Origin of the sequence: Dactylosporangium sp. NPDC050588 (assembly GCF_040654975.1) — a bacterium.
GTDB classification, from domain to species: domain Bacteria; phylum Actinomycetota; class Actinomycetes; order Mycobacteriales; family Micromonosporaceae; genus Dactylosporangium; species Dactylosporangium maewongense.
Genome location: NZ_JBFAJA010000098.1, coordinates 28,058 through 49,166, shown reverse-complemented (window position 1 = coordinate 49,166; position 21,109 = coordinate 28,058). Strand labels below are relative to the sequence as shown.

Annotated in this window: 21 protein-coding genes; 12 read left to right on the top strand and 9 right to left on the bottom strand. The window is 72.4% G+C overall.

Features of this window, described 5'->3' with window-relative positions; genetic code table 11:
- Together AB0I21_RS47735 and AB0I21_RS47730 are read right to left on the bottom strand one after the other, a co-directional pair.
- Positions 1–446 (bottom strand): hypothetical protein (locus tag AB0I21_RS47735; protein ID WP_360571162.1); only part of this gene is annotated, 446 nt, incomplete at its 3' end.
- A gap of 322 nt (positions 447–768) precedes the next feature.
- Positions 769–1,482, bottom strand: coding sequence for a hypothetical protein (locus AB0I21_RS47730; RefSeq protein ID WP_360571160.1), 714 nt, complete (start codon positions 1,480–1,482; stop codon positions 769–771).
- A 197-nt stretch (positions 1,483–1,679) separates the two neighbouring features.
- On the opposite strand from AB0I21_RS47730, the gene AB0I21_RS47725 reads away from it, so the two are divergent.
- From AB0I21_RS47725 to AB0I21_RS47710, 4 genes are all read left to right on the top strand, one after another.
- Positions 1,680–2,351 carry a hypothetical protein gene (locus tag AB0I21_RS47725; protein WP_360571158.1) on the top strand — a complete coding sequence of 224 codons (672 nt, stop codon included), beginning with the start codon at positions 1,680–1,682 and terminating at the stop codon, positions 2,349–2,351.
- A gap of 119 nt (positions 2,352–2,470) precedes the next feature.
- Positions 2,471–2,956, top strand: coding sequence for an AraC family transcriptional regulator (locus AB0I21_RS47720; RefSeq protein ID WP_360571156.1), 486 nt, complete (start codon positions 2,471–2,473; stop codon positions 2,954–2,956).
- Between the two features lie 110 nt (positions 2,957–3,066).
- Complete coding sequence (locus tag AB0I21_RS47715; RefSeq protein ID WP_360571154.1) at positions 3,067–3,756, top strand: hypothetical protein; 690 nt, start codon at positions 3,067–3,069, stop codon at positions 3,754–3,756.
- A 113-nt stretch (positions 3,757–3,869) separates the two neighbouring features.
- Entirely contained in the window at positions 3,870–4,124 is a 255-nt protein-coding gene (locus AB0I21_RS47710; RefSeq protein WP_360571152.1) for a DUF2283 domain-containing protein, read from the top strand.
- Between the two features lie 138 nt (positions 4,125–4,262).
- Here AB0I21_RS47710 and AB0I21_RS47705 read toward each other — a convergent pair whose 3' ends face one another.
- Positions 4,263–4,709, bottom strand: a complete 447-nt coding sequence (locus AB0I21_RS47705; RefSeq protein ID WP_360571151.1) for a GNAT family N-acetyltransferase — start codon at positions 4,707–4,709, stop codon at positions 4,263–4,265.
- A gap of 88 nt (positions 4,710–4,797) precedes the next feature.
- On the opposite strand from AB0I21_RS47705, the gene AB0I21_RS47700 reads away from it, so the two are divergent.
- Positions 4,798–5,514, top strand: a complete 717-nt coding sequence (locus tag AB0I21_RS47700) for a hypothetical protein (RefSeq protein ID WP_360571149.1) — start codon at positions 4,798–4,800, stop codon at positions 5,512–5,514.
- 10 nt (positions 5,515–5,524) lie between these two features.
- Complete coding sequence (locus AB0I21_RS47695; protein ID WP_360571147.1) at positions 5,525–6,952, top strand: hypothetical protein; 1,428 nt, start codon at positions 5,525–5,527, stop codon at positions 6,950–6,952.
- Here AB0I21_RS47695 and AB0I21_RS47690 read toward each other — a convergent pair.
- Positions 6,949–7,263, bottom strand: coding sequence for a hypothetical protein (locus AB0I21_RS47690; protein ID WP_360571145.1), 315 nt, complete (start codon positions 7,261–7,263; stop codon positions 6,949–6,951). The genes AB0I21_RS47695 and AB0I21_RS47690 overlap by 4 nt on opposite strands.
- On the opposite strand from AB0I21_RS47690, the gene AB0I21_RS47685 reads away from it, so the two are divergent.
- A complete protein-coding gene (locus AB0I21_RS47685) occupies positions 7,237–7,899 on the top strand; it encodes a dihydrofolate reductase family protein (RefSeq protein ID WP_360571143.1) in 663 nt (220 codons plus the stop codon). The genes AB0I21_RS47690 and AB0I21_RS47685 overlap by 27 nt on opposite strands.
- Here AB0I21_RS47685 and AB0I21_RS47680 read toward each other — a convergent pair.
- The 3 genes from AB0I21_RS47680 to AB0I21_RS47670 form a co-directional block, all read right to left on the bottom strand.
- Positions 7,820–8,788 (bottom strand): hypothetical protein, encoded by a 969-nt coding sequence (locus AB0I21_RS47680; RefSeq protein ID WP_360571141.1) that lies wholly within the window; start codon positions 8,786–8,788, stop codon positions 7,820–7,822. The genes AB0I21_RS47685 and AB0I21_RS47680 overlap by 80 nt on opposite strands.
- A 184-nt stretch (positions 8,789–8,972) precedes the next feature.
- Positions 8,973–11,225 carry a catalase gene (locus AB0I21_RS47675; RefSeq protein ID WP_360571164.1) on the bottom strand — a complete coding sequence of 751 codons (2,253 nt, stop codon included), beginning with the start codon at positions 11,223–11,225 and terminating at the stop codon, positions 8,973–8,975.
- A gap of 83 nt (positions 11,226–11,308) precedes the next feature.
- Positions 11,309–11,800 (bottom strand): quercetin 2,3-dioxygenase, encoded by a 492-nt coding sequence (locus AB0I21_RS47670; protein WP_360571139.1) that lies wholly within the window; start codon positions 11,798–11,800, stop codon positions 11,309–11,311.
- Between the two features lie 58 nt (positions 11,801–11,858).
- Between AB0I21_RS47670 and AB0I21_RS47665 the strand changes: the two genes are divergently transcribed.
- Positions 11,859–12,512 carry a helix-turn-helix domain-containing protein gene (locus AB0I21_RS47665; protein ID WP_360571137.1) on the top strand — a complete coding sequence of 218 codons (654 nt, stop codon included), beginning with the start codon at positions 11,859–11,861 and terminating at the stop codon, positions 12,510–12,512.
- A 25-nt stretch (positions 12,513–12,537) separates the two neighbouring features.
- Here the strand turns inward: AB0I21_RS47665 and AB0I21_RS47660 are convergent, their stop codons facing one another.
- Complete coding sequence (locus AB0I21_RS47660) at positions 12,538–13,137, bottom strand: sugar O-acetyltransferase (protein WP_360571135.1); 600 nt, start codon at positions 13,135–13,137, stop codon at positions 12,538–12,540.
- 5 nt (positions 13,138–13,142) lie between these two features.
- Positions 13,143–17,192, bottom strand: a complete 4,050-nt coding sequence (locus AB0I21_RS47655) for a hypothetical protein (RefSeq protein WP_360571133.1) — start codon at positions 17,190–17,192, stop codon at positions 13,143–13,145.
- Positions 17,193–17,429: 237 nt separating this feature from the next.
- On the opposite strand from AB0I21_RS47655, the gene AB0I21_RS47650 reads away from it, so the two are divergent.
- The 4 genes from AB0I21_RS47650 to AB0I21_RS47635 all read left to right on the top strand — a co-directional run bounded on the left by AB0I21_RS47650 (position 17,430) and on the right by AB0I21_RS47635 (position 21,052).
- Positions 17,430–18,479: an aldo/keto reductase gene (locus AB0I21_RS47650; RefSeq protein WP_360571131.1), complete on the top strand. Its 1,050-nt coding sequence runs from the start codon at positions 17,430–17,432 to the stop codon at positions 18,477–18,479.
- 62 nt (positions 18,480–18,541) lie between these two features.
- Positions 18,542–19,705 carry a hypothetical protein gene (locus AB0I21_RS47645; RefSeq protein ID WP_360571129.1) on the top strand — a complete coding sequence of 388 codons (1,164 nt, stop codon included), beginning with the start codon at positions 18,542–18,544 and terminating at the stop codon, positions 19,703–19,705.
- Positions 19,692–20,336, top strand: a complete 645-nt coding sequence (locus AB0I21_RS47640; protein ID WP_360571127.1) for a hypothetical protein — start codon at positions 19,692–19,694, stop codon at positions 20,334–20,336. Before AB0I21_RS47645 ends, AB0I21_RS47640 begins: the two co-directional genes overlap by 14 nt.
- 44 nt (positions 20,337–20,380) lie before the next feature.
- On the top strand, positions 20,381–21,052 hold the full coding sequence (locus tag AB0I21_RS47635; RefSeq protein ID WP_360571125.1) for a GPP34 family phosphoprotein: 672 nt from the start codon (positions 20,381–20,383) through the stop codon (positions 21,050–21,052).
- Positions 21,053–21,109: the final 57 nt, after the last annotated feature.

Here is a 21,109-nt window from a genome sequence, read left to right as displayed (position 1 = left end):
CCCCCGTTGGCGCGCAGGTCGAGCAGGATCCGGGCCGATCCCTGAGCGAGGGCGAACGCGGCGTCGAGATACGGCTGGGCGAGGCTGACGGCGTCGAGGTCGTCGACGCTGATGAGGCAGGTGCCGTCCGCCAGCCGCCGCACCTGCGAAACGCACGCGGCCCGGGCCCGGACCACGTCAGGGTCGGGATCCGGCCAGCCCGGCGACACGGTGTCAGGCCCGCCGGTGCCGCCGGGCTCGAAGGTGAGCGCGAGATGGCGGGAGACCGTCCACGCACACTGTTCGATCGCCACGCAGTCGGCGCCGGCGACCGGGGCGTCCACGGCCCCGAACCGTTCGGTGAGCACGGCGATGAGCGCGTCGCGTCGCGCGCCCGGTGGCATCAGTCGGTGCAGCCAGCCGGTGAGCCGCTCGACGAGGTCATGCACCAGCAGGACGTCGGACATGACCGAACGGTAGAGCAGCGGGCCCGCGCCCAGCAGCCGCAACCGCTACGCCCGCAGCGAACCGGCGACAGAGTGTCTTCAGTCAACGGAGGAGCTCCGTTTCGGACCTCCCTCCGGAATCGGGTTCGGGCCCGTGTCGCAGCGCGTCTGCTGCGGCAGCGCGTTCCACTTCCTGGTGATCTCCCCTGGATGTCGCCGGCCGCGCGCCACCTGCGGCTACGAGCGGACGCTCTGATCAATGCGTTGCCGATGGGTCAGGGTCGATGCGACACCGGGGTCGCCGTCCGGATGGCCGTCGGTCGTTATGACTGCTTGGTGTGAGTTACGGCGCCCATACGGTCACGTTGAAGGTGATCAGGTCGGGATGCGCCGGTCCTTTTTCGATCGACACGACCTCCAGCAGTGCCACGTTGTTCGCGCTGGTTCGTGCGCAGATGGGGCGCTTCGAAATGAGCTCACTATATGGGATCGTTTGGCCGATCATTCCGCCACTGTGGCATCCCGCGAATGAGGCTCGCCCGTTGGGCGCCGGATCCAGGGTCCCCGCGGTCGCTCGCAGTCCCTGATAATCCTGGCCGAGCAGCAAATCGGCGCCATTGCCGCAGTCCGCGTTCGTCATCCGCCAGTACTCCACCGCGATGGTGTCCAGGTCGACACAGTAGAGGTACGGAAGGAGCAGTGTTCCGCTTCGAAGCTGCCGTCCGGTCGCGGGGCTCGGGCTCGGGCTCGGGCTCGGGTCGGCTTGGACGATGGGATTCGCGGCCAGCGCTCGCAGCATCCTGTTCGCGTCGCGCAGCTCGTCGATCGTCGCCCGCTGCTCAGCGATGGTTCGCCGGTTCGCGTCGTTCTCATTGTTGGCCATAAGCAGGAGGCAGCCGAGGATCGGGCTGACCAGAAACGCCGCCAGTCCGATCGCGGCAACGATGGCCTGGAGGCCGCGGGTGCGGCTGCTGTCGGACGGTGTTGATCCGCCGCGCGGTGCCGGCTCGGATGAACCGTCTGTCTGGGATGACCCGTCCGTCAAGGCGACCTCCACGAGATTGCGCTCGCCATCGAGACCGCGGCGACCTCAGCGAAGGGTAACGATGTCGTGCCAGGAATGGGTGCCCACCACAGCACGCCTGACACACCGGACTGCCACCGCGTAGCGCGACGGCCTCTACAGCCACGCGAGGACAGCGGCATGAGCGGACGTTCACAGTCTGGCGCTGGGCTCTGTTGTAGGTTGGCCGCGTGAACGTGAAGGTGATCGAGGGCAGGCTGACCGAGACGCAGGTCGGGATGGGTCTGGAGCGGCGCGCCTTCGGCGAGTTCGTCGGGCCGCGCGGTGAGCTCGCGTCGTACGCCTTCGGCTGGACGACCGGGGCGGAGCACCACGTCGCACGGCTCACTGTCGGGATCGGGGCCGGGAATCCGGGCGGCGCCAGCTTCCACGCGATCGTCTTCGACAACGATGACAGCTACGCCTGCTCGCTCGTCGACGAAGCGTTCGAGCGCGTACCCGAGGGTGGCCCCGACCTGACCGCGAGCGAGGCCCGCGCACACGAGGACCTGCCGTTCATCTGGTGGGTGGTGGACCACGTCATGGAGCGCGACCGTCGCGCGCGGTGGATGAAGCACTGGCTGCTGGGCACGACCAGCATTCAGACCGGTGAGGTCTTCGCACGGACAGAGCCGATCTTGTACGTCAGCCACGACGCCGACGACGGACTCTGGCAACTCATCGGCGCGAGCGACGCCGACCCCGCCACGGGCAAGCTCAGTCACCTTCATCACGCCGTCGAGCACGACCTCACATTGCTCGACGTGCTCGACCTCGAGCCGGGCGAGAGCGCCTACCGGACCGGGCCGGACGAGCCCTGGACCAACGAACGGTCCTCCCGGTCACCCAGCGGCGAGGGGTGACTCGTGATTGCCAGATGAGGATGCAACTGGACCGGACAGGATTCGAACCCAGCGGCACACGGCACGCCGGCCGGTCGACGGCGAACTACTCACGCGGCGCCTGCTGCATGATCGTCTGAGTGAACGCGGTCAACCTGCTCGGCGACGAGATCGCCAACCCCGGCCACGGAACCGAAGCCGTCGTTTCGGCCCTGCTGGACGTGATGCTGCTCTACATCCTGCGGGCCTGGCTCGCCGACCAGACCGAGGGCGGCCCGGCCACCGGTTGGGCCGCGACGCTGGCCGATCCCGCGATCACCGCTGCGCTGCGCCACATCCACCAGGAACCCGCCCGGCAGTGGACGGTCGAAGCGCTGGGCGCGAAGGCCGGGCTGTCGCGGGCGGCCTTCTCGCGCCGGTTCACCTCACTGGTCGGCAAACCGCCCCTCGGCTACCTGACCTGGTGGCGGATGACCTTGGCAGCGCGCCTGCTGCGCGACAGCAACACATCGGTGCAGACCATAGCGCAGAGCACTGGTTACACCTCCGAATTCGCCTTCGCCAAAGCGTTCAAACGGGAGCAAGGCCTGGCCCCCGGCCAGTACCGCCAGCACTCGCGCAGGTAATCCGATGCATCTCGACTGCCGACTCGTCTCCAACGGCATCGAACTCACGGCGGCCGGCTACCGCGACCCGCGCGTCCCGGACCTTCAGACCGACGCCGTAGGATGCGGTCGTGGTGTCGTTGCTGTCGTTGTCGCTCGAAAAAGCGCTGCATACGCGGTCTGCCGAGCAGGTGCGGGTGATCGTGCGGATCGACGGCGACGACATCAGCCACGCCAACGGCGACGACGGCCCAGGCCCGTGGGATGCGCTGGTGCCGGTGAACCGTTTCGTGGCGACCGGCGACTTCACGACCGCGACGCTTGCCTGCTGCCCGAGCTGCGGCCCGGACTGCTGCGCGATCGAAGCGCGGGTCCGCCGCGAGGGCGACGTGGTGCGCTGGGAGGTGGGTGACCGGCGCGGCGTTCGTCATGTGGGCGAGCGGCGCACAATCCTGTTCGATGCCGCGGCGTACGACGCCGAGGTTGCCCGCATCGAGGCCGACCGCAGCTGGGAGACGGCGATGCACCGGGCCGGGCGGCTCATCCTCGCCGGCCTTGCCCTGCCGTCAGGGATCGAGGGCGTACGGGTCGGCGTGGTCGGCACCGGGGAACTCGAGGTGTGGCTCGAGGAGCCGGACGAGTACCAGATTTGGGTGGACGCCCCGTGGGACCCGCAGCGGCCCGACGAGAGCTCCGCCGCGGTGCGGGCGATGCTCGCCGGACCCGCCGCCGACTGGCCCGCGCGGTGGCACAGCATCAAGGGTGGCCGCGAGGACCCGCCGGCGTACGCCGGTCCGTCCTGGCGGCACTTCGAGTTGTAACGGAACAGCGCGAGTGGCGCCCGGCTTCAGTCGCCGTACGGCACCTGCCGACCGCCGTGACTTGGTAGCTCGCGCAGAACACAACGCGATTGACCGTCGTGGGACGCTGGGGCATGGCTCAGTTGAAGGTCACCTACGACGAGGCCGTGAATGCGGCCTACATCTACCTCAGGCCCGGCTCCGAGGGCGCCAGAGTGGCCCGCATGTACGCGTGCGACCCGATCGGGGTCGACGGAATGATCAATCTGGACTTCGACGGGTCCGGCCGCCTTGTCGGCGTCGAGGTGCTGGCCGCGCGCACGAAGCTTGCACCGGAGCTGCTCGCGATGGCCGAGGACGTCACCGAGCCGGAGCAGAGCGGCGAGTAGCGATGACGGCATGACCTCGGATCTGTTGTGGGACGACGTCCGAGTGGCTGTCGTTGCTGCGGTACGCCGACGAGTTCGGCACCGCCGCCGGCTCGCTGTGCGGCCGGTGACGGTGCCGCGGCAGGAGGTGGACTGCCGTCAGGGCAGGTCCCGGCGCAGGATGTGGTTCAGGCCGAAGTCCGTCTCGATGGAGCGGACGTCGACGTAGCCGAGCCGGCGGTAGAAGTCGTGCGCGGTGATGCTCGCGCTGGTCTCCATGTGGTCGTAGCCGTCGGTCACGGCCAGCGCCTCGATGTGGCGCAGGAGGAGTCGTCCGATGCCGTGGCCGGCGGACGTCGGGTGCACGAACATGCTGTGGACCTTGTTGCCGGCGCGGGAGATCGTGCCGGTGATCCCGTCTGTTTCGGCGACGAACATCTGCCGTTGCGCGGCGAGTTCCTGGACGCGTTGCGCGGTGAAGTGGGCGCACATCCGCTCGATGATCTCGCTCGGGTAGTCGTGGCTGTTGACCTCGCGCAGGCAGCGTTCGATGATGCCGGCCACGGTGGGGGCGTCGGCATTGTCGAACCTTCGAATCGTCACCATCGATCCATCGTGCCAGCATCAGGCGCCGACACGCCCGGGCGAGGCACCGGTGTGACCCGGCGCGGCGGTCGGGTGCACTGTATTCGGTATGAGCGAGGTTGAGCGTTGCCGGATGGTGGCCGACGGCGTCGCGGAGTACGACGATGCCGAGGCGATGGTGGGCATCGTCGCCGACCGGCTCGGGCTGGAGCCCGCCGACCCTCTCGTGCTGGATCCGTGTGCCGGCCAAGGAACCCGGGTTCGGCTGATGGCGGGGCACTGGGCGGTGACCGTGGCGGCGGTGCAGGAGGACGCCGACCTGCCGCTGACGGTGGAGGTCGACCTGACGTACGGCGCCGACCTGCCCGGCCGGCTGGCCCAGCTGGCCGGACCCGCGCTCCGCCCCGGACCCGTCGACTGGGCGGCGGTGTCGGCCCGGATCGGGGTCGAGCTGCCGGACGACTACCGCTGGCTCATGGAGCAGTATGGTCCCGGCACGTTCGACAGGTACCTGACGCTCACCCCGCCCGAGGCGTTGCCCGCTCCGGCGCCGGGCCCGCTCGTCGGGGTGCTGCGGGTCGAGTCGGCGCGGACGCTGCCGGTCGCCACGACCACCGACGGGGCGGTGGTGTCACTGCTCGCGGATCCGTACTGGGACGGCGCCTGGCAGGGCCTGCGGATCGCCAGACCAGACACGGCACCGTGGGACGTCGACACCGGCCTGCTGTACTCCCTGGTGCTGGTTATGTCCGGCCGGTATCCGGTGTCGCGGTTCCCGAGCGCGTCCCCACGGCGCGACGACGGCGAGGAAGCCACCGGACGGTAGGGTTCGGCGCATGTCCAAGCTGGCCGGGAGCCTGTCGGCGGTGTTCGCCGGGTACGCCGAGTTCTGGCTCGGGGTGTCGCGGCCGGTGCCGGCGTTCCGGGTCGAGGTGCACGGGCCGGACCTGGAGCTCACGGTCGAGGTGGACGGGGCCGAGCGGCGCGTGGTCGGGCGGCTGTCCGCCTACGCGGTGCTGGCGCACCGGTTCTGGGCCGCGGTCCTGCCGCCACCGGTGGTCATCCCGTCGCTGATCCGCGAGGGCAACGAGGGACGCGACTGGGCGCAGTTCGACGACGAGCACGCCGGAGCACCGCTGCGGGAGGCCGCGGCCTGCCTGGAAGCGGCGGGCGAGCGGACCGAGGCGGCCCTCGTCCATCGGCTCCTGGCGGCCACCGACGGCGACTGGGGTGTCCCGCCGTGGACGAGCGACGAGGACTACACCGGCCATCACCAGGTGCCGGTGCCGTTGCTGGCGGAGGTCCAGCGCCGCAGCCCGGTCGTGGAGCGGATCGCGGGCCGCAAGTCCTGGAACGCCACCGGTACGGTCAAGGCGCTGCAGGCCGGCATCGGGGTGAGCGACCCGTCCGACCGGCTGGCCCTCGCGCACCTCGCCGCGCACACGATCGGTGAGTGGATGTGGTCGGAAGGGCTCAAGCACGACGAGGCGCTCCGGTTCCTGCTGGCGATGACGACCGATCCGGACGCCGCCGGCATGGTGGCGCTCGGCGGGGCCGAGGACATGGCGCTGGCGCTGGCCCGGCAGCGGGCGTACGCGGAGGCGATCCCGTGGCTGACCGCCTGCGTCGACGGCGACGTCCGCGTGGCCGAGCTGGCCGCGGCCCGGCACGAGTGCCGGCTGGCGGTCGGCGACCCTGCCGCCGACGACGACTGGGCCCTGGTCGAGCGGACCATCGACGCGCCGGACGCCAAACGGAACCGTGGCGAGGCGTACTGGAACGACGTCCGGTTCTCGGGCGGTCTCGCCGCCAGGCGCGCGGTGGCCCTGGCCCGGGCCGCGGAGGCCACCGCGTTGCGGGCCGCCGGTGAGGATCTGTGGCTCGTCGAGCAGGTCCGCCGGTACGGACGCGACACCGCACGCAAAGGCATCGAGCGGCTGCTCAAGCAGCGGGCCCGCACGCCCGGCGACGACGAGGCCGCCGCGCTGCGCGCCCGCGCCCGGGACCTGTGCGAGCAGGCGTTGCGCACGGCCGGGCCGGAGGCGGCGGACACGACACCCACCACCGTGGAGGGCGGCAAGGACCGGGAGCGGTTCTTCCGTGCCAACGCGCTGTTCGGCTCGGTCGGCCGGGCCCGCGAGGCGCTCGGCGACCGCGACGGCGCGCTCGCCGCCTACACCGCGGCCCGCGACATCGCCCTCGCCTCCGGCATCACCGGCGACTGGTGGGACGGCGACGTCCAGCGGGTCGGAGACGCCGCTTAGGGAGCGTCGACGACATCCACCACCTCGCCTTCGTACGTCCACACTTCCGGGGGTGGGCCGAACGCGCGGCGAGCGGCGCGCGCGGCCAGACCGGCGACGGCGGCGTTGGCGCCACCGCCGATCCCCGTGCCGACGCCGGGCGCGGTCGCGGCCCCGCCGACCGCGGCACCCGTCCCGGCCAGGGCGCTGACGTACATCCGCTCCAGGTTGCGGATCACCTGTGCCGGTGTCGCGTCCGGGTTCCGCTGGCGGGCCCGGGCGACGTTCCTGGCCACCAGCGAGCCGTGGACACCGATCGCCCTGTCCAGCACGTCGAGCACCCGTTGCCCACGTCCGGCCGCCGGAACCGGACCTTCGGGGGCTTCGGTGTCCACATCGTCGTCGCGTGCCGTCATGGCCGCGCCGCGCTGTTCGACACCCCGCAGCGCATGGTCTTCGGCGCCACCACGTTCCGGGAGAACGCGGAGATCATGTCCTCCGGCATCGACCCCCACACGCTCGACGAGTGGAACGTCCGGACGATGCGGATGCCGGCGACGGTGATCTCCTCCACGTTGCGGGACACGCTCGGCTGGCCCGACGCGACCATCGTCAGCGGCGACGCGGTGGACATCGTCAAGCGGCTCAAGGAGGAGTCCGATGTGCCGCTGCGCTCGCAGGCCAGCCTGTCGCTGAACCGGGCGCTGATGGCCGCCGGCCTGGTCGACCGCCTGCAGGTGACCATCTTCCCGGTCATCTCGGGCCTGACCGGGACCAGCCCGATCCTCAAGGGGCGCCGCCGACTTCGACCTCGAGCTGCTCGAGAGCCGGACCCTCGACGGGCGCACCCAGGAGCTCGTGTACCGGCCGACCCGCCGGCGGTGAGGTTCAGCGCAGCTGCGGCAGGAAGCGGTGCCGGGCGAGCGCCGCTGTCGTCTCGGCCGCGAGGGCGGCGACGAGCGCGGTGATCGCCAGGATGACGACCCAGGCCCAGATCCGGGCTCCCGGTGGGTGGCCGTAGGCGATCCAGTGCAGCCCGAACGTGGCGACCGCCGCGTACGGGAACGCGTACGCCCAGAATCCGGAGCTGAAGCGCAGGTGGCGGTACATGCCGATGAGCCGGAGCTGGACGAGTGCCGCCAGGAGCGTGTAGCCGGCGAGCCCGAAGGCCACGGCGTCGACCTTGCCGTGGGTGATGGCCAGGTACGCCAGGCCGGCGAGGGCGGGCGGCGCCGCCAGGATCGCCAGGGTGGGTTGCAGCTGCGGGGGAAGCGGCCCGCGGAAGTACAGCCGGGCCAGGATCATCGACTCGATGACGAGCCACGACACGAGCCCGAGGCCGAAGAACACCCGGGCGAGCCCCGGCCAGCCGGCGAGCGCCGCGCCGATCGTGGCGATGAGCCCCCCGGCGACCGTGGGCAGCACGTACCCGGGGTGCAGCTTGTCCATGTCGAGGCCGCCGGCGATCCACTGGCCGGTCATCCACCCGGCCAGCACGACCGTGATGATGGCGAACACCCCGAACAGCCACTGGCCCGCTCCGCGGTCGTGCCGCATCAGGCCGATGGACAGCAGCATGCCGACGATCGGGATCACCGAGATGAACGGTCCCAGCACCGGGTCGGTCAGTTCGGCGCCCCAGCCGCCGGCTCGCCGCGACACCTGCGTGACGTAGCCGACGAGCAGCGTCAGCCAGACCGCGGCCGCCAGGATGCACAGGATGTCGGACACGAGGGCGGGCGCGAATCCCAGCACCGCGGCGTAGCCCCAGCAGCCGGCCAGGCCTGTCAGGCCGTACGCGATACCGAACAGATTCGGTGTGATCCCGACGCGTGGCTCATTCGTCCGTGCGTTCACCGCGGCACGCTACCCGCCGATCCGGCCGTTATGCCGGTGCCGTGGTCCCGGGCATCAGCCGCATCCGTCGGTTGCCGGCGTGCCCGCGACCCGGCCGCCGATGCGTTCGGGGTGGCCGGGCCGGTTGTCACCGCGACCGCTGAGGACCCGCTCGCGGCACGGGTCCTCAGCGGCGGCGCGACGGTCAGACGATCGTGGCGGGGAAGCGGTCCCAGACCCGGTGGGCGCCCATCAGCCGCAGCACGTCCGCGAAGACCGCTTCGGCGGCGTCGCCGGTGACGACGCCCGGTGCGCCGGTGACGCCGGTCGTGGTCAGCACCGTGGTGCCCGCGCCCCAGGCGCCGATCGCCTTGGCGTGCCGCCAGCACTCCTCGACCAGCAGCAGGACCCGCGGGTCGACGGCGGCGTCGGCGGGCTCGGCGGCGCGGGACGGGGGTGCGTCGGGGGCGGGGACGGGCGCGCCGGCGAGCAGCAGGGCGTCGAACTCGATCGACCGGCCGGTGGCGAACGTCCGCTGGACCGGCAGGCCGCCGGCCATCCCGCCGTGCGGCGCGATCAGCAGCGGCACCATGCCGGCGGCGAACACGGCCTCGCGGAGGGCTCGTACATCGGCCATGTCGCCTTCAGGGTCGACGACGACGCCGACGGTGCGGCCGTCCGGCGGCCACACGCGCCCCACCTGTGACAGCGCGGGGCTCGGCGTCACCGCGGCCACGGGCGTGGCCGGCTGCGGTGCGGGCAGGCCCAGCCCGGCGGCCACCTGCGCGCACAGCACCGGGTCGATGTTGGCGAGGGCCTGCAGCTGCCGTTCCTTGATCGCCTGCTCGTAGCACTTGCCGAGCTCGAAGGTGTACGCGCGGACGATGTGCTCCTGCTCCACCGGCGACATGCTGGCCCAGAACAGCCGGGCCTGGCTGAAGTGGTCGTCGAACGACGCCGGGTTGGCGCGGATCTTCGGCGCCGCCGCGACGGTCACCGGGGTGTCGAGGAAGGCGTGCTCGGCGTCGCCGGCGACGAAGGGGTTGCCTCCGTCGAGGGAGTTCGGCCGGTACGGTGCGACCCCGGCGTGCACGGCCTGCTGGTGGAAGCCGTCGCGGAGCATGTCGTTGACCGGCGCGTGCGGCCGGTTGATCGGGATCTGCGCGAAGTTCGGGCCGGCGAGCCGGGTGATCTGGGTGTCGAGGTAGGAGAACAGCCGGGCCTGCAGCAGCGGGTCGTTGGTGACGTCGATGCCGGGCGGCAGGTGGCCCGGGTGGAACGCGACCTGCTCGACCTCGGCGAAGAAGTCCCGCGGCGTCTGGTTGAGGACCATCTTCCCGACCGCCTGCACGGGTGCGAGCTCCTCCGGCACGATCTTCGTCGGGTCGAGCAGGTCGATCCCGGCGAACGTCTCCTCCGGCGTGTCCGGGAACACCTGGACGCACAGCTCCCACTCGGGGTAGGCGCCGGACTCGATCGCGTCGTACAGGTCGCGGCGGTGGAAGTCGGGGTCCATGCCGCTGAGCATCTGTGCCTCCTCCCACACCAGGGAGTGCACGCCGAGCTTCGGCTTCCAGTGGAACTTCACCAGCACCGTGTCGCCGGCGTCGTTGACCAGCCGGAACGTGTGGATGCCGAAGCCTTCCATCATCCGGAACGAGCGGGCGATGCCCCGGTCGGACATGTTCCACATGACGTGGTGCTGGGCCTCGGTGTGCAGCGACACGAAGTCCCAGAACGTGTCGTGCGCGCTCTGCGCCTGCGGGATCTCGCGGTCAGGGTGCGGCTTGCCGGCGTGGATGATGTCGGGGAACTTGATGCCGTCCTGGATGAAGAAGACCGGCATGTTGTTGCCGACCAGGTCGAACGTGCCCTCCTCGGTGTAGAACTTCGTCGCGAAGCCCCTCGTGTCGCGCACGGTGTCGGCGGAGCCGCGGGACCCCAGTACCGTGGAGAACCGCACGAAGACGTCGGTCTCCTTGCCCTTCCTGAGGAAGCCGGCCCGGGTCAACGTGTCCGCGGTGCCGTAGCCGGTGAAGACGCCGTGCGCGCCGGCGCCGCGCGCGTGCACCACCCGCTCCGGGATCCGCTCGTGGTCGAAGTGCGTGATCTTCTCGCGGAGGTGGTGGTCCTGCAGCAGGGTCGGCCCGCGCGGCCCGGCCTTGAGCGAGTGGTCGGTGTCGCGCAGGCGCGCGCCCTGCGCCGTGGTCAGGTATGCGCCCTGCTGTCCGTTCGCCACGGGCGGCGCGCCGGTCTTCTCCCCCGTCGGCGTCCGCGTGTCGGGGGCACCCTGGTCCTGCTTCGCCGGCAGCGGCGGCGCCGGCGTCGTCGGCTCCTCGACCGTCGGGGTCCCGCTGCCCGGCGACCCGGGCACGTCGGGCGTCAGCAGGTCGGCCACCTTCTCTGCGGCGGCTTCGACGGCGTGCTTGACGGCCTTCGCGGGCTTGCTGGTGACCATGGCGAGTACCTCCATGAAGTGGGCTCATGCAGGCCTTTCGGAATACCCGTGGCAGGTCAGGACAAACTCCTCCCTCGGCGGGCTCAGTGCCCGGGCGGCGGTCCGAGGAGCTCGATCGCGTGCTGGGCCGCGGCGTGGCCGAGGGCGACGGGATCGATCGGTCCGGGGTCGGGCAGCCGGGGTTCCCGCGCCGGCTCGCCGACCGCCGCGGCGAACCGGTCGAAACCTGACGGCGTGGTGATCTGCAGGGTGCGCAGGGGTTCGTCGGCGCCGACGACGAACGAGTGCGGCAGTCCCGTCGGCAGCAGGACGAAGTCACCCGGGCCGGCGGACAGCACCTGCCCGTCGCAGTGGAACTGTGCCGTGCCGGACAGCACGTAGAACAGCTCGTCCTCCTCGAGGTGCCGGTGCAGCGGCGGCGCGAAGCCGGGCGGGTTGACGAACTCGACGACCGTGAGACGCCCCCGCGTCTGCGCACCGGTCGCCTTGACCGTCACCAGGCTGCCGAGGAACCACAGCGCCTCACCCTCGCCGTCGCGCCGCACGTACGGACGGACCTGTTCCGTGTCTGACATGACCCGCTCCATTCACCATACCCGCGTCTAATGAATACGTTGCTAGTATGGCGGAACCATGAGCGATGTCAACGGCAAGCCGCGGCGGCGGTACCAGTCGTCCGTCCGCGAGGAGGGCGCCCAGCGGACCCGCCGGGCGATCGTGGCCGCGGCCGGCGAACTGTTCGTCGAGCGCGGGTATGTCGTCACCTCGCTGGCCGAGATCGGCGCAGCCGCCGGCGTCGCCCGGCCGACCGTCTTCGCCGCCTTCGGCTCCAAGCCCGCCCTCCTCAAGCAGGTGCTCGACCAGGCGCTCGCCGGCGACGACGAGCCCGTGGCCGTCGCCGACAGGCCGTGGTTCCGCCCCGTCTGGGACGCCACCACGCCCGGCGCGGTCCTCGACGCCTACGCCGACGCGTGCGTCGTCATCGCCCGCCGCGCCGCGCTGCTGTTCGAAACCGTCCGCAGGGCGGCCGACGACGCGCCGGAGGTCGCCGAGCTGTGGGACACCCTGCAGCGCAACCGCCGGGCGGGCGCGGCGATGGTGGTCAGGCACGTCCAGACGCTCGGCGACCTCGCCCCGCCACTCGACACGGAATCCGCGACGGACGTGCTGTGGATCTACAACGACCCGGGCCACCACGCGGCCCTGGTGTCACAGCGCGGCTGGCCCGAGGACGCGTTCCGCCGCTGGCTGGCCACCAGCATGCGCCGCGCGCTCCTGCCCGGCTGACCGCTCCCGGCCCGTCCGGCGGTGCTCAGTGCGTCGGGACGTAGCCGGTGCGGTCCGCGTCGGTGATCTGGCGCAGCACCCGGGCGGGGTTGCCCACGGCGAGCGCGCCGGCGGGCACGTCCCGGGTGACGACGCTGCCGCCGCCGACGACGGCACCGTGGCCGACGGTCACACCGGGCAGGATCGTCACGCCGCCGGCGATCCACACGCCGTCGCCGATCGTGATCGGCCTCGCCCGGCAGGCGCCGGCCTTGCGCTCGGCGAGGTCCAGGGCGTGGTCGGCGGTGTAGAGGCCCACCTTCGGGCCGATCAGCACATCGTCACCGATCGTGATGGGCGCGCCGTCGAGCATGACGCAGTCGAAGTTGGCGAAGAACCTCGCGCCGACGTGGATGTTCGTGCCGAACTCGCACCGGAACGTCGGCTCGAACTGCGCGCCCTCGCCGACGGTGCCCAGCACCTCGCGGAGCAGGGCCTCCCGTTCGGCCTGCGGTCGCCCGTACGCGGCGTTGTAGGCATTGGTCGCCAGCACTGCCCGCTGCCGGGCGCCGATCAGCTCGGCGGTGAGGTCGTCGTACATCGCGCCGGTGGCGATGTGCGCGAACTGCTCGGAAAGGCTCACCATGGGGATCAGGCTCCTCGGCACGGATCGACGTAGGTCAGCCGTGGCACGAGCGTCCTCCACTCGTGCGGCGACAACGGCTTCTGGAAGAGCCGGCACGCGGCGACCACCGGGTCGCCGGCGACGTGCCGCAGGGTCGGTGTCGTGCCTGGCTGGGCGGGGGTCTTCCAGACGGCGATCCAGTCACCGATCCGCCCGTTCGTCCGGTAGACGCGGACCTGGCGGTAGTCGCCGCTCTTGCCCATCGGCTGGAGTGCGCCGGTCGAGGTGTTCACCGCCTGTAGCTTGCCCGCCACGATCACGGATGCCCATCGCTCGTCGTCGGTGAGGTAGACCGCCGACGACAAGGGACCGCCGAGCGGGACGACCCGCTGCTGCCCCGTGGCGAGCCGCACGATCCGGAGGCTGCCGTCCCGTTGCCCGAGCACGGCGACCTCGTCGCCGACATCGACCGAGGTGTACCGGTCGCCGGGCCCGACGTACACCGGTGGCAGGCGACGGTTCCACACCGACCAGTTCCCGGAGGCGTCCGCGAACACGCCGCCGTCCATCAGCATCTCGCCGGTGGCGGTGACCCGCGGCGGATCCTGGGTCAGGTCCAGCAGCCGCGTGGTGTCGCTGGAATCGGATTTGAGCAGCACCGAATCGCCATTGTCGAAGTCGACCGTGTCCACGCCGGTCGCCACCGTCCGCCAGGCCGGCGGGTCCGCGGCGAAGTCGACGACCGCGACGACACCACCGCTGAGGACGACGGCACGGTCGTCGTGACCGGGCACGGTCACGGCGTCGTCGTACTCGATCGAGCGGGCGGGCGCCGTCCCCACATCGACCAGGCGGTCGTCGACGAAGACGAGCCGTGGTCCGGAGACGGATACAGTGACGTCGGTGTCAGCACCGCCCCCGTAGCGCGGCCGACCCGGGTCGGCGGGATCCCAGAGCGTGACGGCGCCGGCCGCCGACGTGGTCACCAGGACCTCGCCACTGGCGTTGGTGTCGAGCTTGGCGGCGGGGTCGGCGAGCGTCGCCACCCGGGGTGGTTCGGTCGCGAGGTCGATGACTCGGACGTGGGTGCCGTCCCGGCCGGCGGCGTACACCCACCGGGTGGCGTCGCTCGCCGTCTCCGTCACGTCGGTCGCCAGAAGCACCTCGCGCGCGGGCCACGCGCGGGCGTCGAAGGCGGTCAGCCGCCCGTCCGGGTACAGACACAGCAGCCGGCCGCCCGGGCCGATGCTGAGCTCGGCGTCGTCGTCGATGTGGGCGGACTCCAGCCGTGAATTCGACAGTTGCCACACCAGGCGGGGCGACCTGAACGACACCGCCCAGCCGCCGTCGGTGAACAGGTGCTGCAGCGGACCGGTGTCACCCAGCGGGACCGGACCGGCCGCCGACGTGTCGGCAGGTCCCCAGGCGGTGCCATGGCCGCCGTCGTCATTGAACATCAGCCACTGGTCGCCTTCGACGATCTCGTTCGCCGCCCGCCGCCAGGTCAGCACGTCGCCCGTCGCGAGCAGATCCAGGACGGACCCGAGATCCACCAGCGACGACTTGTCGGAGTCCAGCGCCGCCGCGGCGGCGCGCAGCCGCATCGCCGTCATCGGATCGGACTCCTGCAGGGTGTCCGCCTTGTCGATGAGCTCGGCCGCGTCGTCGCTCTTCTCCGCCGCGATCGCCGCCTCGAGGCGGTCGCGGGCCACCGGGAACGACACCGTCACCAGCAGCGCCGGCAGCACGAGCATCGCCACGGCCGTGACGCCGAGACGGGCGGCCCGTCGCGGCGGCGGACGCTCACCGCGCAGGATCGCGCCGACCTCCGCGCCCGTCTCCACCAGCCGCCCGTAGCGGCCGGGGCGGTGCCCGGCGGCGAGGCGCTCCAGCAGGCGGGCGTGACGGAACTGGTACACCGAACCCAGCTGCCGCAGGATCGCCCGCTCGTGCGCGTCCTCGAGGAACGTGAACAGCCGCCACGGCAGCCGCCGCCACAGCACCAGCCACCCGTGCGCGATCATGTAGGACACGCTCGGCGCGCCGGAGCCGAGCAGCACCGCGCCGAACGCGACCAGCGCCGCCCACGGCGCCGCCTCCAGCGGGGAGTCGGTCGAGTTCCCGGCGAACTGGACCAGCGATCCGCTGCTCATGCCGGACGTGACCATCGTGAGCAGCGCGTCGCCGAGGCCCGCGGTCACCGCGCAGCTCAACGCGGTCACGGTCAGGCTGATCAGGTCGCCGCGCAGCACCGTGCGCGGGGTGAGCGGGGTGTCGGCCTCGACCGGCGTGGCGAACCACCGCCCGACGCCGACCGGCAGTCCGACGGTCGCGCCGACGACGAGCACCGTCAGCAGCCCGGCGATGAGGCCGCTGCGCAGGTCGCGCTCGGACACCCCGGCGACCACGCCCAGTGTGAGTCCGGCGGGCAGCCCGAACGCCAGGCCCATGCCGAGCCCGGAGACCAGCCGCGGCACCAGCAGGCCGGGGCGGGGCGCCGCCCGGTTCGGCGTGGAGCCCCGGCCCAGCGCCAGGCCCTGCAGCACCACGCTGAGCGCCATGCCGAGGCCGGTACCGAAGACGAGCAGCTGGATGAGCTGGTAGAGCAGGCCGATCCCGCCGGAGGTGGCGCGGCCGGCGAAGTACCAGCCGGTCGCCGCGCAGACGACGAGGGCGCCGGCGAGCCCGTCGCGGGCCGCCGCGCCGACGAGCCCCGTCCAGCGCCGCCGGCCGGTCGCGGGCGTGTTGGTGGCGGTCATGCCGCGGGCCGCGTTGAGCCCGGCCACCGTGCCGGCCGCGAGCCCGATCCCGGCGCCGAACAGGGCGTCCGGTGCCGCGCCGTACCCGAAGGGCTGCACGTACGCCGTCGCGGCGGCACCCACCGCCGCGATCACGGCCGCGACGGACCAGACGACCACCCCGGTCGGCACCGCCCGCGCCAGGTGCCACCAGGCGAGGTTCGGCGTCGCGAGCCGCTCCTGCAGGTGCGCCGCCAGGAACGACAGCGCCCGCTCGGCGACCGGCAGGCGGCCGGCCGGGTAGACCGTCGGCAGGAGCCGGTCGAGCAGGTGCTGCTGGATCGCAGGGACGTCGGGCAGCGCGCACAGCTCCGCCGGCGTGGTGTGCGGCCGCTCGTACACGGCCCGGGCGAGCGCGGTCATCAGCGGCGTCGACAGGGCGGTGGCGAGCGCACCCGCCGGCTCCTGCCGCATCCGCTCGACCACCTCACGCCAGCGGTCGGCGTCGACCTGCTCGCCGGTGATGAACGCGATCGAGTCGCTGACCCGGATGGGCCTGATGACCGCCAGCGCGGCGAGGCGCAGCGGCGCGACGTCGGCGAGCGCGGCGTTGAACTCGGCCCGCCGGCAGGTGACCACCGTCTGCAGCCCGCCGACCCCGGCGACGTCGTTGAGCGCGTCGAACACGTCCGGCAGCAGCCCGGCGGGCATCTCGTCCAGCCCGTCCAGCACCGGCAGCACCAGCCGCTCGGCCACCAGCCGCGCGGCGGCGTCCGGGCCGTACCGTGCGGCGTCGGCGAGCTCCGGATAGTCCTCGACCAGCCGCCGCGCGATCCACTCGTGCAGCGTCTCCTGGTCGGCGCGCCAGGCGGCGAGGCTCAGCAGGACCGGCACGGGCCGCTGCACGGACACCGGGTCGTCGTCCCGGTCGGCCGCGGCCAGCACGAACAGCATCGCCACGGTCGACTTGCCGGCGCCCGGCTCGCCGAGGATGACCAGCTGGCGGTGCTGCAGCCGGCGGAACGCGTCCACCAGCGCCGCGGCCGGCTCCCGTCCGGTCGTCTCGTCGACGAGGTTGCCGGGCGTGATCGTCAGCGAGGCCGGCCGGCCGGGCACGGCGTTCTCCCAGCGCAGCTGCAGCGGCCGCGGGTGGCGCAGCCGGCGGTCCCCGACCTCGTCGTGCCACTGCTGGAGGATCTGCCGGCGCAGGAACCTGGCCGCCTCCAGCAGGCGTTGATGGTCGGTCGTGCCCGGCTCCGTCGCCGTGACGGACTGACGCCAGGCGATCGCCGCGAACACGAGCTGCCCGAGCCCCGCGACCAGGCCGATCGTGTCCACCGCGCGACCGAACGGCTGCAGCCCCCACCCGACGGTGATCGACCCTGTGACGACAGCGACGGTGGCCAGCCACCGCCAGCGCGGACGCGGCACTCGCCGTGGACGGGATGCGGACACGGCGTCATCATGTCGCACCCCGGCGACCCCGGCCACCCAACATCATCTCGCGACGCTCCTGAACGACGTCGATGGTTGGCGGTTGACCTGGAGTCCACTCCAGGTCTTAGGGTGCGCGGCATGCGATACCGCACTCTCGGCCGGACCGGCATGCAGGTCAGCGTCCAGTGTCTCGGCACCATGATGTTCGGCGCCGTCGGCAACCCCGACCACGACGACTGCGTGCGGATCATCCACGCGGCGCTCGATCACGGGATCAACTTCGTCGACACCGCCGACATGTACTCCGCCGGCGAGTCGGAGGAGATCGTCGGCGAGGCGCTGCAGGGGCGGCGGGACGACGTCGTGCTCGCCACGAAGGTGCACTTCCCGATGGGTGAGGGGCCGAACCGGGGCGGCAACTCGCGGCGCTGGATCGTGCGGGAGGTCGAGGACAGCCTGCGGCGGCTGCGGACCGACTGGATCGACCTGTACCAGGTGCACCGGCCCGACCCGACCACCGACGTCGAGGAGACCCTGTCGGTGCTCACCGACCTCGTGCGGCAGGGCAAGATCCGGGCGTTCGGCTGCTCGACGTTCCCCGCCGAGGAGATCGTCGAGGCGCACCACGTCGCGGAACGCCGGGCGCTGCACCGGTTCCGGACCGAGCAGCCGCCGTACTCGCTGCTGGCCCGCGGCGTCGAGAAGGACGTCCTGCCGGTCGCCGCCCGGCACGGGATGGGCGTGCTCACCTGGAGCCCCCTCGCGTCCGGGTTCCTGACCGGCCGCTACCGCAAGGGCGACCCGATCGACCTGTCCGCCGGACGCGCCGCCCTGAACCCGGCCCGGTTCGACCCGTCGCTGCCGGAGAACGCCCGCAAGCTCGACGTGGTCGAGCAGCTCGTCGCCGTCGCCGAGGACCTCGGCTGCACGCTGCCGGAGCTGGCGCAGGCGTTCCCGGTCGCGCACCCCGCGGTCACGTCCGTCATCATCGGCCCGCGCACGATGGCCCAGCTGGACGCCTCGCTGAAGGGCGCCGGCCTGACCCTCGACGACGCCGCCCTCGACCGCATCGACGAGATCGTGCCGCCGGGCACCGACCTGTACCGGGCCGACGGCGCGTGGCGGCCACGGTCGCTGACGGACCCGTACCCGCGCCGCCGCCCCGTCGCCGAACGCGCCGCGGCGTAACGAGGCGGCGAGCAGGAGGGCGAACCCGTTAGGCTGGCCGGCTGCCGTACGGAAGGCCGAGCGTGACAACTGACCCAGTAGCCCTCCCGCAGTTCTGGCAACTCAGGTGGCGGGACGTCGATCCCGCCGCGCGTCCCGTGGTCGACCCGGCCGGTGTCGCGGACCTGGTGCGGGCGCTACCGCCGGCCGCCGACGTCCCGCCGGCCGGCACCGACTGGCGGCTCGTCGACCTCTGGTACGACCGGATGACGCAGGCGCTGGTCGAGCACCTGGGCGACTGGGTGGTGAGCTGGTGGTACACCGTCGCGATGGAGGACTTCCAGGGTCGCGGACCCGTTCCGGTCTGGCGGGCGGAGCGTCCCGCGGTGACGGCCCCGACCCCGGAGGAGACGCTGTCCCTCCTCGCCGACGCCGTGGTGGCCTGGCACGAGCTGCTGGTCGAGCTCGCGACCGACGCCCGCGGCCGCTTCGCGGCGGCGGTCCCGGCGGAGGCGGACGGCACCGGCGAGCCGCCGGCCTGGCGAGCCGTTCGAGGCGACATCCAGGTCATCCGGTACACCGTGCTCCCGGACGGCCCGCTGCCCTATCCGTGGCAGCTGAACTGGGCGGACACCGACGTCCAGGATCGGCCCTTCGATCCGGACACGGTCCGGGCGGTGGTGGGCGACCTTGTCGCGGCGTCCGGGTTTCCGGGCGCCGACAGGCGGCTCAGGGGCCTGTGGCTGGACAGCTTGTCGTCCGGGCTTGCCGCCCGGTACGGGCGGTGGGCGGTGGGTTGGCGCTGGTCGGTCGGCGAGGGTGACCTCGACGGTGGCCCGGTCGGCTCCTGGTGCTGCGTCCGGCACTCGGTCACCACACCCGAAGCGACCGTTGCCGCGATCTCGGCGGCCCTGATCGAGTGGCGCGTGTGGCTGGACGACCTGGCGGAGCGGTTCGACCGGTTCCTGCCGCTTCCCGCCGACGACCTCGACGGATGGGAGCGTGCGGTCGCTCACCTAGTGACCGCCGTCGGTGACCGCACGCACTACGAGTCCGGCTGGTACGGCTGCTGCACGACGGTGCTGTGGTGGTTCCTCGAAGCGGCCGGCATCGACTCGGCCCGGCGGAGTGAGCTGATCGAACACGCGGTCGGCGGCCGGTTCCGCAGCTGGGTGGAGCCGAAGCGAGCGGTCGTGCTGTCGGTCGCCGAGGACCTGGCCCAGCGGGTGGCCGTTGACCGAACCTGATCACCTGACGGTGTGGCTCCGGTTGCGGGAGACCATCGGCTGGCGGGAGCTCGTCCCGCACCCGGAGGTGCCGGTGCCGGCGATCCGTGACGGCTTCGCCCTCTGGGCCGCCGGGTCCGACCCGCGACGGCAGTGCCGGCTGCTGACCGCATACGACGACGTGCGGCGCGAGGCCGCCGTCGGCGCCGACCTCACCGCGGACCTCCTGGCCCGCTGGAACCGGGCCGTCCGTGGGGTCCCGGTCGCCGCGTTCCGCCGGGCGCCGGCGCACGCGAAGCACGGCCGGGAACGGTACGGGCTGCACGCCGACACCGAGCACCGGTTCGCCGCCTGCCTGGCGGAGACCGCCGACCGGGACACACCGGTGACGGCCCGGGCCGCCAGGGTCTACCTCGACGTCGCCTTCTTCCACCCGTACGACGACGGCAACGCCCGCCTCGCCGGGCTGGTGCTCCAGTTCGTGCTGCTGCGCGAGGGCGTCGAACTCGACGAGGTCGCGCCGATCCTCACGACGGTGCGCCGCGCCGACGACGCCGAGGGAGCGGCCGACCTGGCCCGGCTGGTCCACGGCATCGCCGCGGCCACCCGTCGCCGCTGGCTGCGGGCGAACGGAGCTCCTCCCGCGTACTGACACCGCGCGCTGCACGGGATGCGCGGACGGCTTACGGTGGGATCATGAACGACGGTCTCGCGGATCACTTCCTGCTGCTGGCTCTCGACGACGAGGGCAACCACCTGGTCGGCGACCCGGCGCTCGACTACGGGCTCGCCGGGGCGGTGCTGCTCGACCTGATGCTGGCCGGGCGGATCGACCTCGCCGGCGACCAGGTCGTGGTCACCGACGCCACGCCGACCGGGGACCCGGTCGCGGACGCGGCCCTGGACCGTGTCGTGCTGGAGAAGAAGCCGCGCAAGCCCGACGCCTGGATCCAGCCGCTGGCCGACGGGCTGCGCGGGCGGCTGCTCGACCGGCAGGTCGAGGCCGGGGTGCTGCGCCGCGAGCAGGACCGGGTCCTGTGGGTGTTTCCCCGCACCCGGTACGCGTCGGCGACCGGCACCGAGCCCGCCGCCGAGACCACGGTCCGGCGGGACCTCGCCGCCGCCCTCGACGGTGACGGTCCCGTGCCCGCGCGGACGGCGGCGCTGCTCGGGCTCGTGCAGGCGGTCGACCTCGCGCGGAAGCTGTTCCCCGGCCGGGACAAGAAGGAGCTGAAGGCGCGCATCGACGCGATCGGCAAGGACAACTGGGCCGCCGACGCCGTCCAGCAGGCAGTCGCCCGCATCCAGGCCCTCATCGCCACGATGACCGCCGTCTCCGTCGCCACCACGGTCATCACCACCAGCTGATCAGGCACCACCGCGGTCAGGCACCACCGCGGTCAGGCACCACCGCGGTCAGGCGCC